Source organism: Blastococcus sp. MG754426 (assembly GCF_021699055.1).
Lineage (GTDB): Bacteria > Actinomycetota > Actinomycetes > Mycobacteriales > Geodermatophilaceae > Blastococcus.
The window spans coordinates 1-13,096 of the sequence record NZ_SSXC01000098.1 but is presented as its reverse complement, the minus strand read 5'-3'; the positions used below and the strand labels follow the sequence as shown (position 1 = coordinate 13,096).

The 13,096-nt window shown below is 74.7% G+C and carries 15 protein-coding genes; 9 read left to right on the top strand and 6 right to left on the bottom strand.

Translation table 11 applies throughout. The features are described 5' to 3' along the window. From nth to E9549_RS20880, 5 genes are all read left to right on the top strand, one after another. Window positions 1-751, top strand: a 751-nt coding sequence (nth, locus tag E9549_RS20900; protein ID WP_236828517.1) for an endonuclease III, incomplete at its 5' end; no start/stop codon positions are given. Then, window positions 751-1,323: a TlpA disulfide reductase family protein gene (locus E9549_RS20895; RefSeq protein WP_236828516.1), complete on the top strand. Its 573-nt coding sequence runs from the start codon at window positions 751-753 to the stop codon at window positions 1,321-1,323. The genes nth and E9549_RS20895, both read left to right, overlap by 1 nt. Continuing rightward, complete coding sequence (locus tag E9549_RS20890) at window positions 1,320-2,072, top strand: CoA pyrophosphatase (protein ID WP_236828515.1); 753 nt, start codon at window positions 1,320-1,322, stop codon at window positions 2,070-2,072. Before E9549_RS20895 ends, E9549_RS20890 begins: the two co-directional genes overlap by 4 nt. A gap of 68 nt (window positions 2,073-2,140) precedes the next feature. Further along, entirely contained in the window at window positions 2,141-2,563 is a 423-nt protein-coding gene (locus E9549_RS20885) for a plastocyanin/azurin family copper-binding protein (RefSeq protein WP_236828514.1), read from the top strand. A gap of 2 nt (window positions 2,564-2,565) precedes the next feature. After that, on the top strand, window positions 2,566-3,747 hold the full coding sequence (locus tag E9549_RS20880) for a MarP family serine protease (protein WP_236828513.1): 1,182 nt from the start codon (window positions 2,566-2,568) through the stop codon (window positions 3,745-3,747). 134 nt (window positions 3,748-3,881) lie between these two features. Here E9549_RS20880 and E9549_RS20875 read toward each other — a convergent pair whose 3' ends face one another. The 3 genes from E9549_RS20875 to acs all read right to left on the bottom strand — a co-directional run bounded on the left by E9549_RS20875 (window position 3,882) and on the right by acs (window position 7,422). After that, complete coding sequence (locus E9549_RS20875) at window positions 3,882-4,808, bottom strand: alpha/beta fold hydrolase (protein ID WP_236828512.1); 927 nt, start codon at window positions 4,806-4,808, stop codon at window positions 3,882-3,884. Between the two features lie 5 nt (window positions 4,809-4,813). Next, window positions 4,814-5,314, bottom strand: coding sequence for a phage holin family protein (locus tag E9549_RS20870; RefSeq protein WP_236828511.1), 501 nt, complete (start codon window positions 5,312-5,314; stop codon window positions 4,814-4,816). 158 nt (window positions 5,315-5,472) lie between these two features. Then, entirely contained in the window at window positions 5,473-7,422 is a 1,950-nt protein-coding gene (gene acs, locus E9549_RS20865) for an acetate--CoA ligase (RefSeq protein WP_236828510.1), read from the bottom strand. Between the two features lie 133 nt (window positions 7,423-7,555). On the opposite strand from acs, the gene E9549_RS20860 reads away from it, so the two are divergent. Then, window positions 7,556-8,254 carry a (2Fe-2S)-binding protein gene (locus E9549_RS20860; RefSeq protein WP_236828509.1) on the top strand — a complete coding sequence of 233 codons (699 nt, stop codon included), beginning with the start codon at window positions 7,556-7,558 and terminating at the stop codon, window positions 8,252-8,254. A gap of 84 nt (window positions 8,255-8,338) precedes the next feature. Next, complete coding sequence (gene ygiD, locus E9549_RS20855; RefSeq protein ID WP_236828508.1) at window positions 8,339-9,190, top strand: 4,5-DOPA dioxygenase extradiol; 852 nt, start codon at window positions 8,339-8,341, stop codon at window positions 9,188-9,190. Window positions 9,191-9,248: 58 nt separating this feature from the next. Here ygiD and E9549_RS20850 read toward each other — a convergent pair whose 3' ends face one another. The 3 genes from E9549_RS20850 to E9549_RS20840 are packed head-to-tail and all read right to left on the bottom strand — an operon-like array spanning window position 9,249 to window position 11,287. Then, complete coding sequence (locus tag E9549_RS20850) at window positions 9,249-9,524, bottom strand: helix-turn-helix transcriptional regulator (RefSeq protein ID WP_236828507.1); 276 nt, start codon at window positions 9,522-9,524, stop codon at window positions 9,249-9,251. 3 nt (window positions 9,525-9,527) lie between these two features. After that, window positions 9,528-10,388, bottom strand: a complete 861-nt coding sequence (locus E9549_RS20845; RefSeq protein WP_236828506.1) for an ABC transporter permease — start codon at window positions 10,386-10,388, stop codon at window positions 9,528-9,530. Then, window positions 10,385-11,287 (bottom strand): ABC transporter ATP-binding protein, encoded by a 903-nt coding sequence (locus E9549_RS20840; RefSeq protein ID WP_236828505.1) that lies wholly within the window; start codon window positions 11,285-11,287, stop codon window positions 10,385-10,387. Before E9549_RS20840 ends, E9549_RS20845 begins: the two co-directional genes overlap by 4 nt. A 253-nt stretch (window positions 11,288-11,540) precedes the next feature. On the opposite strand from E9549_RS20840, the gene E9549_RS20835 reads away from it, so the two are divergent. Together E9549_RS20835 and E9549_RS20830 are read left to right on the top strand one after the other, a co-directional pair. Continuing rightward, entirely contained in the window at window positions 11,541-12,377 is an 837-nt protein-coding gene (locus E9549_RS20835) for a hypothetical protein (RefSeq protein ID WP_236828504.1), read from the top strand. Continuing rightward, window positions 12,355-12,984 carry a class F sortase gene (locus E9549_RS20830; RefSeq protein ID WP_236828503.1) on the top strand — a complete coding sequence of 210 codons (630 nt, stop codon included), beginning with the start codon at window positions 12,355-12,357 and terminating at the stop codon, window positions 12,982-12,984. Before E9549_RS20835 ends, E9549_RS20830 begins: the two co-directional genes overlap by 23 nt. Window positions 12,985-13,096: the final 112 nt, after the last annotated feature.

Here is a 13,096-nt window from a genome sequence, read left to right as displayed (position 1 = left end):
CCGCCCGACCCCCGCCGCCCTGACCGGGGCGTCCCCGTACGACCCGGCGGAGACCCCGCTGGCCCGCACCCGCCGGGCCCGCCGGATGGCCCGCGAGCTGGCCGTCATCCACCCCGACGCGCACTGCGAGCTCGACTTCACCAACGCCTTCGAGCTGCTGGTCGCCACCGTGCTGTCGGCCCAGACCACCGACAAGATGGTCAACAAGGTGACGCCGGCGCTGTTCGCGCGGTACCCCGACGCGGTCGCCCTCGCCGGCGCCGACCGGGCGGAGCTGGAGACGATCCTCAAGCCCACCGGGTTCTTCCGGGCCAAGGCGAACTCGGTGCTGGGGCTGAGCCAGGCGCTGGTCGAGCGCTTCGACGGCGAGGTGCCGGCCCGGATGGCCGACCTGGTCACCCTGCCGGGCGTCGGGCGCAAGACGGCGAACGTCGTGCTGGGCAACGCCTTCGGCGTCCCGGGGCTCACCGTCGACACCCACTTCGGCCGCCTGGTGCGCCGGTTCGGGTGGACCGAGGAGGAGGACCCGGTCAAGGTCGAGGCCGAGATCGCCCAGCTGGTGCCGAAGAAGGAGTGGACCGACTTCAGCCACCGGGTGATCTTCCACGGCCGCCGGGTGTGCCACGCGAAGAAGGCCGCCTGCGGGGCGTGCGGCCTGGCGCAGTGGTGCCCCTCGTTCGGCATCGGCCCGGTCGACCCCGAGCTCGCCGTCAAGCTGGTGAAGACGCCGGCCGCCTCGGACACCGAGTGATGCGCCGCCTCGTGCCGGTCGCGGTCGCGCTGCTCGCCGTGGCCGGCTGCACCTCCGGTGGGAGCGGGACGGCCGCCGAGCCGTCGCCGACGGCGTCCCCGGCCGCGGTGCTGACCGCCTGCCCGGAGCAGCCCGCCGCCGGGGCGACCGGCGCCGAGCGCCTGCCACCGCTGGCCTTCGACTGCCCCGGGGGCGGTTCCCTGGACCTCGCCCGCGCCCCCGGCGTGCCCATGGTGGTCAACCTGTGGGGCAGCTGGTGCCCGCCGTGCCGCGAGGAGATGCCGCTCCTGCAGCAGTTCTCCGAGGCCGCCGGCGACCGGGTGCGGGTGGTCGGGGTGATCAGCAAGGACGGGCTGCCCCAGGCCGCGTCCTTCGCCCAGGACGCAGGCGTCACCTTCCCCAGCGCCTTCGACGGCGACGGCGAGCTGATGGCCGAGCTGGGCCTGAACGCGCTGCCGTTCACCTACTTCGTCGACGCCGCCGGCGCGCTGGTGCACACCGAGGCGGGCCCGGTGAGCTCGGTGGAGGAGCTCCGGGGGCTGGTCGCCGAGCACCTGGGGGTGCAGCTGTGACCGGCACCGACGGGCTGCCCGCGTACCTGCAGCGGCTGGTGGCGCGGGCCGACGACCTCCCGCTGCGCCACCGCATGCCGCAGCGGACCACCACCGCCCGCCGATCCGCCGTCCTCATCCTGTTCGGCGAGGGGCCGGCCGGCCCCGACCTGCTGCTGATCGAGAAGTCCCCGCACCTGCGCAGCCACGCGGGCCAACCCGCGTTCCCCGGGGGTGGGGTCGACCCGGGGGACGACTTCCCGGTGGGTACGGCGCTGCGCGAGGCGCACGAGGAGGCGGGCATCGACCCCGACGGCGTCCGCGTCGTCGCGACGCTGCAGGAGCTGTTCCTGCCACCGTCGGACCGGTTGGTGGTCCCCGTCGTGGGTTGGTGGGACGACCCGCGGGACGTCGCGGTCGGCGATCCGCACGAGGTGGCCCGCGTCGCGCGGGTGCCCCTGGCCGACCTCGTCGACCCGGCCAACCGCTACCGGGTGCGGCACCCGGCCGGCTACGTCGGGCCGGCGTTCTGCGTCGCCGACATGGAGGTGTGGGGCTTCACCGCCGGGCTGCTCGACGCGATCCTCGAGGCCGCCGGGCTGGCCCGGCCGTGGGACGCCACCGACGTCCGGCCGATCGACCCCGAGCGGCTCCGCCCGTACACCCTGCCCGGCTCCGGCGACGACGACCCGGCCGGTGACAGCGCCGCGCCGACGGTGGCCGATCCCGCGCCCGACGGGCCCGCGGCGCGTACGGTTCGGCCCCGATGAGCAGCAGAAGGACCCCGGCTCCCGCACCGTCCGCACGCTCGTGGCGATCCGCTGGACGGGGCCGGGGCGTGGCGCTCGCCGCCGCGCTGGTGCTGCTGACCGGCTGCGGTGGTGGCGGCGGTGGCGGTGCGGCGGAGCAGGCGCCCGAGGCGCCGGTCCCCGAGGGGCTCGGCGAGGTCACCGTCGCCGAGGACGGCGTGCAGGAGGTCACGCTCCAGACGCAGGACGACTACGTGTTCACCCCGGACACCTTCACCGTGGCGCCGGGGCCGGTGCGGCTGACCGTGGTGAACGTCGGCGAGGACATGCCGCACAACCTCGAGTTCACCGACGCGGAGCTGCCCGAGCCGATCGACGCCGGCATCTCCATGCTCGCCGCCGGTGAGGAGAAGACGATCGAGTTCGAGGTGTCGACGCCCGGCGACTACCCGTTCGCCTGCACCTTCCACCTCCAGCTCGGGCAGGTGGGCACCATGACGGTCAGCGGGTAGCGGTGTCCCTGGTCGACCTGCTGCTGATCACGCTCGCGCTGGTCTTCGCCCTCTCCGGGTTCCGGCAGGGCCTGCTGGTCTCCGCCACCTCGATCCTCGGCTTCCTCGGCGGGGCGGTGCTCGGGGCGCAGCTGGCCGGGCCCGTCGCCGACCGGATCGACGGCTCCAGCGTCAGCCGGGTCTTCGGCGCGCTCGTGGTCGTGCTCGCCGGGGCGCTGCTCGGCCAGATCCTGGCCGGCGCGGCGGGCCGGGCGCTGCGCTCGCGGGTCACCTGGGAGCCGGCCAAGATGGTCGACTCCGTGGCCGGTGCCCTCGTGTCGGCGGCTGCGGTGCTGCTGGTCGCCTGGATGGTCGCCTCCCCGCTGGCCAGCTCGCCCTTCCCCCAGGTCGCCGGCCAGGTGCGCCAGTCGGCGCTGGTGCAGGCCGTGGACCGCGCCGTGCCCGACGAGGTGCGCGCGGTCTACGAGGACCTGCGGGAGGCGATCGACCGGCGGGGGCTGCCCGACGTCCTCGACCCGCTCACCCCCACCCAGGCGCGGGAGGTCCCGGCTCCCGATCCCCAGCTGCGGAACAGCGCGGTCGTGGCGTCGGTGGAGGGGTCGGTGGTGCGGATCCGCGGGGTGGCGCCGTCGTGCTCGCGGCAGATCGACGGCTCCGGCTTCGTGTACGCGCCCGAGCGGGTCATGACCAACGCCCACGTGCTGGCCGGTGTGACGGACCCGGTGGTGGTCGCGGAGGGCCGGGAGTACGACGCGGTCCCGGTCGTCGTGGACGAGGAGGTCGACGTCGCGGTGCTCGCGGTGCCGGGGCTGCCCCAGGTGCCGCTGCGGTTCGCCCCCGCGACGGCGGACTCCGGGGACGACGCGATCATCATGGGCTACCCCGGCGGCGGGGACTTCTACGTCGGCCCCGCCCGCGTCCGCGACCGCGGCGAGATCAGCGGGCCCGACTTCCGCAACACGCGGACCGTCGTCCGCGACGTCTACGCCCTGTTCGGCCAGGTCCGCGCCGGCAACTCCGGCGGGCCGCTCTTCGCCCCCGACGGGAGCGTCCTCGGCGTGGTCTTCGCCTCGGCGATCGACGACCCGCAGACCGGCTACGCCCTCACCGGCCCGCAGGTCGCCCGGGCCGCCGAGGCGGGTAGCGTCGCGCGCACCGAGGTCCCGACCGGGCCCTGCGAGTAGAAGGACCCCGCTGCCCCCCACGCCTCGCTCCGCTCGGCGCGGGTCCCTGCAGCGGGGCCGTTCCAGCACGTCACCTGCCCCCCACGCCTCGCTCCGCTCGGCGCGGGTCCCTGCAGCGGGGCCGTTCCAGCACGTCACCGCGCCCAGTCGGCGATGGCGCGGGTGACCTCCTCGGGGGCCTCCTCCTGCGGGAAGTGGCCGATGCCGGGGAGCTCGCGCCACTCGTAGGCCCCGGCGACGTAGCGGCCCGACCCTCTCGCCGTCCGGGGGAGGACGTACGGATCGGCCCCGCCGTGCAGTTGCAGGGTCGGGGCGGTGACCGGGGCCGCCATGCGCCGGGCGTACCGGAGCCCGTCGGGCCGCAGCTGCGAGCGGCCGGCCCAGCGGTAGTACTCCATCGCGCCGTACGCCGCCTGCGGGATGCGGGCCGCCGAGCGGTAGCGCTCCACGGCGGCGGCGAAGTCCGCGGTGCGGGCCCACTCCGGCCCGGCCCAGCGCCGCATCAGGTCGGCGACCGGGTCGTCGTCGAGGCGGGTCAGCCGCCGCTCCGGCAGCCGCGGCACCTGGAAGCCCAGGGCGTGACGGAGGGCCCGCCGTTGCCCCCGGTCGGCCAGGCCGGCCCGCAGCAGCCGCGGGTGGGCCATCGAGACCACGACCAGCCGGCGCACCACCCGCGGGTGCAGCGCGGCCGCCGTCCAGCCCAGCAGGCCACCCCAGTCGTGGCCCACGACGACCGCGTCGCGCTCACCCAGCGCCCGCACGAGCGCCGCGACGTCGGAGGAGAGGGTGGGCAGGTCGTAGCCGCGGGGCGGCTTGTCGCTGGCCCCGTAACCGCGCAGGTCCGGCGCCACGACGCGGAAACCGGCCTCGGCCAGGCCGGTGAGCTGGGCGCGCCAGGTCCACCAGAACTGCGGGAACCCGTGGAGCAGCAGCACGAGCGGCCCGTCGCCGGCCTCCGCCGCGTGCAGCCGTACGCCGTTGGCGGAGATGTCGCGGTGGGCCCACGGACCCGGGAGCAGGACGCTGATCGCGTCGGGACGGCCGTCCGGGGGGACGGTCACCGGTCTCAGACCCGGTAGGGCTCGTTGCCGCGCAGCTGCACCTTGCCACCGCTCACGGTGGGCACGTCGCGGCGCCGGGCGCCGGGGGCCTCGCGGTGCATGACCTCGGGCAGCTCCCGCAGCGACTCGATCGTGCGCTCGGGCTTCTCGATCTTCTTGATCATCCGCTTGCCGATCAGCGCGAGCAGGCCGGCGACGAGGAGCAGCGCGACCCAGACGATGAGGTAGGACAGCCAGCGGGGCACGCCCAGCGCGGTGAGGCCCTCGGCGAGGGCGATGAAGAGGAAGAACATCGAGAAGGCGGCGACGACGCCGGCGGCCCCGAACATCCCGCCGCCGATGGCGCCCTTCTTCGCGGACGCGCCGATCTCGGACTTGGCGAGCTCCACCTCGCCGCGGATCAGCGTCGAGACGTCGGCCATCGCGCTCTGCACCAGCGTGCCGATCGAGGGCTCGGCCGCCGCGCTGCTGCCGTCGGTGCGGGTGGTCGACACACTGTGGGCCACGGGTGGCTCCTCCTCCGGTCGGGACGGTGCTGGTCAGGACGATGGTGCCCCATCCGTCCCGGGACCGCGTCCCGGTCCCTCGGAAAGGGGGGCACAGGAAGCTTCCCCTGCGGCGGGGACGCCCGCGACGCAGGGAGAGCTTCCTGTGCCTACGGGGGTCAGCCCTCCGCGGGGGCGGCGGGCAGCTTCTCCTTGATCATGTTCATCACCGACGAGTCGGTCAGCGTGGTGACGTCGCCCAGCTCGCGGTTCTCGGCGATGTCCCGCAGCAGCCGCCGCATGATCTTGCCGGAGCGCGTCTTGGGCAGCTCCTGCACGACCATGATCTGGCGCGGCTTGGCGATCGGGCCGATGTCCTTGGCGACGTGCGTCTTCAGCGCCTGCACCAGCTCGTCGCCGGAGTCCTCGGCGTTCCCGCGGAGGATCACGAAGGCGACGATGCCCTGACCCGTGGTGGGGTCGCTGGCACCGACGACGGCGGCCTCGGCGACGGTCGGGTGCCCCACCAGCGAGGACTCCACCTCCGTCGTCGAGATGCGGTGGCCGGACACGTTCATCACGTCGTCGACCCGCCCGAGCAGCCAGATGTTGCCCTCGGCGTCCTTCTTCGCGCCGTCCCCGGCGAAGTAGACGTCCTTGCCGAAGCGCGACCAGTAGGTGTCGACGTAGCGGTCGTCGTCGCCCCAGATGGTGCGCAGCATCGACGGCCACGGCTCGGTGAGCACCAGCAGGCCGGTGGAGTCGTCGCTGAGCTCGTTGCCCTCGTCGTCGACGACCTTCGCCGAGATGCCCGGGAACGGGTGCTGCGCGGAGCCCGGGGTGAGGCTGGTGACGCCGGGCAGCGGGGTGAGCATGTGCGCCCCGGTCTCGGTCTGCCACCAGGTGTCCATGATCGGGCAGCGGCCGCCGCCGATGTGCTCGTGGTACCAGAGCCAGGCCTCGGGGTTGATCGGCTCGCCGACCGACCCGAGCAGCCTCAGGGAGGTGAGGTCGAAGCCGGCGGGGATGTCCTCGCCCCACTTCATGAACGTGCGGATCACCGTCGGCGCCGTGTAGAGGATCGTGACGCCGTACTTCTGGATCAGCTCGAACCAGCGGCCGCGGTGCGGGGTCTCCGGCGTCCCCTCGTACATGACCGACGTCGCCCGGTTGGCCAGCGGCCCGTACACGATGTAGCTGTGGCCGGTGACCCAGCCGACGTCGGCCGCGGTCCAGAAGACGTCGGTGTCGGGCTTGAGGTCGAACGTCGCCCAGTGCGTGTAGGCCACCTGGGTCAGGTAGCCGCCGGAGGTGTGCAGGATCCCCTTCGGCTTCGCCGTCGTGCCCGAGGTGTACATGATGTAGAGCGGGTGCTCGGCGTCGAAGAACTCGCAGGTGTGCTCTGCGGACTGCCGGCCGACCACGTCGTGCCACCACAGGTCGCGGCCCTCGGCCCACTCGACGTCCTGCTCGGTCCGCTTGACCACCACGACGTTCCGGACGCCGGGGCTGCGGCCCACCGCGTCGTCGACGGCGGGCTTGAGCGCGCTGGGGGCGCCGCGGCGGTAGCCGCCGTCGGCGGTGATGACCAGGACGGCGCCGGCGTCGTCGAGCCGGCTGGCCAGCGCGTCGGCGGAGAAGCCACCGAAGACCACCATGTGGACGGCGCCGATGCGGGCGCAGGCCAGCATCGCGACGATCGTCTCCGGGATCATCGGCATGTAGATCGCCACCCGGTCACCGGCCTGCACGCCGAGCTCGACCAGGGCGTTGGCCGCCTTGCAGACCTCGTCCTTGAGCTGGGCGTAGGTGATGGTGCGGGTGTCGCCGGGCTCGCCCTCCCAGTGGTAGGCGACCTGCTCCCCGTGGCCGGCCTCGACGTGCCGGTCGACGCAGTTGTAGGCGACGTTGAGCTTGCCGCCGACGAACCACTTCGCGAAGGGCGGGTTGCTCCAGTCGAGGACCGTGTCCCACTCCTCCTCCCAGGTCAGCCGGCGCGCCGCGGACTCCCAGAACGCCAGCCGGTCGCGGGCGGCCTCGTCGTAGACGTCGGGGCCGACGTTCGCCTGGGCCGCGAGGGCCTCGGGCGGGGCGAAGCTCCGGCCGCCGACCTGGGTCGTTTCGCTCATGGGGTCCTCCCGAGAATCCGGCGCCGCGTGCTGTCGCGGCGGTGCGGCGTGTTCCACGACACACCGTATGGCCGTGGTGCCCGGTCGTCTGCCCCGTGCGCCCCGCGGAGCGACGACCGGCCACACTGGCCCGGTGAGCGGTCCGCAGGCGCAGGTCGTGGCCCGCATCCCGGGGGCCGCGGCCCTCGGCCTGGTGCCCCCGGAGGGGGCACCGGCGGTGCCGGCCGGCCGGCTCGCGGACCCGGCGTGGCTCGGCCGGGTCCTGGCCGAGCGCTCGGCCCGCGGCGGGGGGACCCCGCGGGTGCACGCGACCGTGTGGTGGTACTCGGCGTCGGCGGTGCTCATGGCCCCGGTGCTGGCCGGCCTCGCGGTCGGGCGCCCGCTGTCGGCGCGCCCGGCCGACACCGCCGTCGTCCTCGGACCCGGCGGGCTGCCCGCGGCCGCCGTCTCGGCCGCCCCCGCGGAGGACCCCGCCGCCGGGCTGCGGGAGTGCCTGACGGTGGTGGTCCCGGCGGTGGCCGCTGCCGGCCGGATGCGACCCCGCCCGCTGTGGGCGATCGCCACCGACTCGCTGGCCAACGGGCTGCTCACCCTCGGGCGGGCCCTCGGCGACGTCCCCGCCGTCACCGCCCTGGCCGCCCCGCTGGCCGAGGCGGTGGGTGCGCCGCTGCCGGCCCCCCGCTACGTCGACGTCGACGGGGTGCGCTTCACCGCCCGGGTGTCCTGCTGCCTGGTGGACCGGCTGCCCGGCGGGGGCACCTGCCTCTCCTGCCCCCGCCGCCCACCGGCCGAGCGGCAGGTCCTGCTCGAGGACGCGGCGGCGCGCGGCTGACGGGACCGCGCATGCCCTCGCACTCGGCCGTCGTCGGGGCGATGATCGCGGGGGCGACCGCAGTCGAGCGACCAGGGAGGGCCCATGCCCGTCATGCCTGCAGCGTTCTTCGGTCACGGCAACCCGATGAACGCCCTGGAGCAGAACCGCTACACGGAGGCCTGGCGCGCCTTCGGCCGCTCCGTGCCCCGGCCCCGGGCCATCCTGGTGGTCTCCGCGCACTGGTACGTGCAGGCCACCGCGATCACCGCCATGCCCCGGCCGCGGACCATCCACGACTTCTTCGGCTTCCCCCGCGAGCTCTTCGACGTCCGCTACGAGCCGCCGGGGCTGCCCGAGCTGTACGAGGAGGTGGCCGACATCGTGCACCCGACCTGGGTCGGCGCCGACCACGACAGCTGGGGCATCGACCACGGGACGTGGTCGGTGCTCATGCACGCCTTCCCGGACGCCGACATCCCGGTCGTGCAGCTGTCGATCAACGCGCTCAAGCCCTTCGACTACCACCTGCAGCTGGGCGCGGCCCTGGCGCCGCTGCGCGAGGACGGCGTGCTGCTGATCGGCAGCGGCAACGTCGTGCACAACCTCGGCGGCGTCAGCCGGGCACTGCCCGACGCGGGCTTCGACTGGGCGCAGCGGTTCGACGAGGCCGCCAAGGAGTGCATGCTCACCGACCCCACCGACGTCGGCCGGCTGGACGGGCACCGCGACTTCGACCTCGCCGTCCCGACGCCGGACCACTTCCTCCCGCTGCTCTACGTCGCGGGCGCGGCGGGGGCTACCGACGCCCCGGTGGACGTGCTGGTCGACGGGTACGCCTACGGCTCGCTCTCCATGACCGCCTACAGCGTGGGCATGGACGCCCCCGAGCTGTCGGGGTCGGGGGTCGCCGCAGCGCTGCCCGAGGGCCCGCCCCCGGACGGCGCCAACATCTGAAGAAGTTCCCCCACCGCAGCGGGGCCCGTTCCCGCAGGGCGGTGCCCGGGGGGTGCGGTCAGGCGGTGCGGGGGTCGTCCCGGGCCGGGCGGTGCAGGTCGGTGATCCGGGGGAAGGGGCGGGTCGAGAACACCGCCTCGACCGGGACGCCGAAGAACTCCGCGATGCGCAGCGCGAGGTGCAGGCTCGGGTTGTACTCGCCGCGCTCCAGGTAGCCGACGGTCTGGTAGTGGACGCCGAGGGCGTCGGCCAGCTCCCGCCGCGTCACCTGCTGCTCGGCGCGCAGGAGCGCGATCCGGTTGTGGACGGCGTCGCCGGTGCGGTCGTCAGCCACCGGTCAGTGCACCCACTGCAACGCCTGCTCCCGAGCCTCGGCCACCTGCGAACCGGACTGGCGCCGCGCCATCCGGCGGAGCACCCGCGGGGTCACCAGCAACCCGGCGACCGCCCACGCCGACAGTACGAGCACCGTCGTGCCGGTCCGCCACGACCCGGCCAGCTCGAACGCCAGCGCGGTGTCGGGCAGGAAGGCCGAGCGCATGCCCACCCCGATCCAGTAGATGGGGAAGACCTGCGCGACCGCCTGCACCCAGCCCCACAGCGCCTGGATGGGGAAGAAGATCCCCGAGATCGCGGTGAGCACGATGATCGGCAGCATCCCCCAGGTGCCGACCTTCTGGACGCCGGGCACCAGCGAGCCGATCACCATCCCGATGGGGAGGGTGGCGAGGAGCCCGAGCGCGAGCACCCACGCGACGGTGAGCCAGCCGGAGGTCCCGCGCGCCATCACGTCGTCGAAGAGCAGGAAGCTCGGCACGAGGATGACCAGCAGCATCGGCAGCAGGCCCAGCGAGTGGTACAGCACCTGGCCGGTCACGTACCCCTGCATGCCGTGGGGGACCGCCTTGTGCCGGAGCAGCGTGCCGTCCTCCCGTTCCATCGCCAGCGCGTAGGCCGGGCCGATCACGACCCCGAAGGCGAGCAGGGCGGCCAGGATGCTCGGCAGGGAGTAGGCCACCACCGGGACGGACTGCCCGTCGGCGGTGATCTCGCCGTTCCGGTTGAACCACAGGTAGAGCAGCGTGCCGCCGCCCATGAACAGGTAGAAGCCCTGGTCCTGCGGGCTGCGCAGGCTCAGGACGAACTCCGTCCAGCCGCGGCGCAGACCCAGGCCGATCGCGTGCCGGGTGGCGTTCACCGGGTGACCTCCTCGAGGACGGGCCCGGCCGGCCGGCCGGACTCGGCGCGCTGCACCATCGCCAGGTAGGTGTCCTCGAGGCTGGCGCGCCGGACCTCGAGATCGGTCAACCGGTCGCCGTGCTCCTCGAACAACCGGCGGACGAAGCCGACGACGTCGTCGGTCGGGTGCACGAAGCGGTCCGGGCCGCAGGCCCAGCGCACCTCCGCCGTGCCGGCGACCTGGCGGGTGAGCTCCTCGGCGCTGCCGGAGGCGACGATCCGGCCGTTGGTCAGGATGAGGATCCGGTCGGCCAGCTTCTCGGCCTCGGCCAGGTCGTGGGTGGTGAGCAGGATGCTCGTCCCCTCGAGGTCGGAGAGCCGGTGCACCAGTTCGTGGAAGTCCCGCCGCGCCTGCGGGTCGAAGCCCGCGGTGGGCTCGTCCAGGAAGAGCAGCTCGGGGCGGCCGATGATGCCGACGGCGACGTCCAGCCGCCGCCGCTGCCCCCCGGAGAGCCGGACGATCTTCTTGTCGGCGTGCTCGGTCAGGCCGACGGTCGCGATCAGCTCGTCGACCGCGTACGGGCGGGGCCGTCCGGGGGTCGACCACGGCTCGAAGTAGCCGCCCAGCTGGGTGAGCAGCTGGCGCGGGGTCCAGCGCGCGTGGTCGCGCCAGGACTGCAGCACCACCCCGACCCGTGCCCGCCAGGCGTCACCGGCGGTCGCCGGGTCCTCCCCGAGCACCCGTACCTCCCCGGCCGAGGGCAGCCGGAAGCCCTCGAGGATCTCGATGGTCGTGGTCTTGCCGGCGCCGTTGGGACCCAGGAGGCAGACCACCTCTCCGGGGTGCACCGCGAGGTCGACGCCGGAGAGGACCTCCTGACTGCCGTAGCTCATCCGCAGCCCGCGGGTCCGGATCACCGCTCCGCCTGACGCGTCCTGCCGAGGGTCCACGCTGCCCCACCCCTCCGTGCTGTCGTGCGACAGATAGTAGGAGTGCTACATCGAGAGCACAAGTGTCATCGCCGGCGCGCGGGTGGCTGACATCAGGCCAGAAGTCGGATACGTGGAGTGACGACGCTCCGGGAGGACGGACGGCTCCGTCACCGCCGTTCCCGGCCCTCGTTACTGCTGTGCAAGTGGCGTCACACGTAACGAGCTCCGGGAGGCCCCCTTGTCGTCGCGTTCCCTGCCCCGCCCCGGACGGCCGCGCGGCCGCCGGGCCCTGGTCGCCTCCGGGCTCGCCGCCGCGCTCGTGGGTGTCCCCGGTCTCGCGCGGGCGGAGGAGCCGGTGGCGTCGCCGGACCCGCTCCAGCCGGTGACCGACGTGCTGGAGGAGGTGATCGGCGACCCCGCCGCCCCGCCCGCGCTGCCCGGTGGGGGTGCGGGCGCGGACCCGGCCGCGGAGGGGGAGGAGCCCGAGGTCGTCCCCGTGCCCGCCGTGGAGGTCCCCGCCGAGCTGGAGGCGGCGCTCCAGCAGCTCGGCGCGGCGCTGCAGCTCCCGGAGAGCTGCGTTGCCGGGATCGTCGCGTCCGTCGAGCTCGTCGTCGCCGGCCTCGTGGCGGTGCCCGTCCAGCTGGTCGGGGTGGTCACCGAGCTGGGTGCGGCGCTCGAGGGGGTGGCCGGCGGTGGCGGGCTGGAGGGGTTGCTCGGGCTGGGGGAGGAGCTGCAGGGGGCGTTCGACCCCGCGGTGCTCGCCGATTCCTCCGTCGTCGAGGGGCTGCAGCTGCTGGCCGAGACCCTGCCCACCTGCGTGCCCGCGCCGCCCGCCGGGGAGGAGCCCCCGCCCCCGGCCGAGCCCGAGCCGCACGTCCCCGCGCCGGGGGTGCCCGCGCCGGTCGAGCACCCGGTCGCCCAGCCGGTGTCCTACCCGGGCTACGCGCCCACCGCCGGGGACGCGGAGGGCGACGGGCTGCCGCCGGCGGTGGCCGGCCTCGTCGTCGCGCTCGCGGCCGGTGCGGGGAGCGCCGGCTGGCTGAGGTCCCGCCGTGCGGCCGACCCGGGGGCCTGACCTCCGCACCGCCGCGGCCTTCGTCGTCGTCCTGGCGGCCGGGCTCGCGGTGCTGTGGGTCGTCACCGCCCGCCCCCCGGCCGGGGAGGACGTGTTCGCGCTGTCCGAGCAGGCGGCCGCCGGGCCGGTCGAGCCGGCCTGGCTGGCCATCCCGGCGATCGGCGTCGACGCGCCCGTCGAGCACCGCGGGACGGTGACCTACGAGAACCCGTTCACCGGGCGCACCGTCGAGGGCTACGGCGTCCCCGAGTCGATGCTGACCACCTCGTGGTGGTCCGACGGCCCGGCGCCGGGGTCGGGGCGGATGGCGGTGGTCCTCGGGCACCAGCAGGACGGGGGTGACGCCGTCTTCGACCGGCTGCACGAGCTCCGCCCGGGCGACGAGGTGGTGCTGCGCGACGCCGTCGGCGCGGCGCTGCGGCTGACCGTGCTGGCCGAGCCGCTCACCGGGCTGGACAAGGCGACCCCGGCGCTCTCCGACGCGCTCAACGGGCACCCGGCCGAGGCCGACCTCGCCCTGGTGACCTGCGGTGGCGAGTTCGACGACGCCGCGGGGACCAGCACCGACAACACGGTGGTCTTCGCGACCGTGACCGGTGGCCCCTAGCCCTCCGCGGTGAGCCCCGCGACCTCCCCGACGACCCAGACGGCGGGGGGGCGGACGGCGTGCTCGGTGAGGGTGGCGGGCAGGTCGGCCAGGGTGGTGCGCAGGGTGCGCT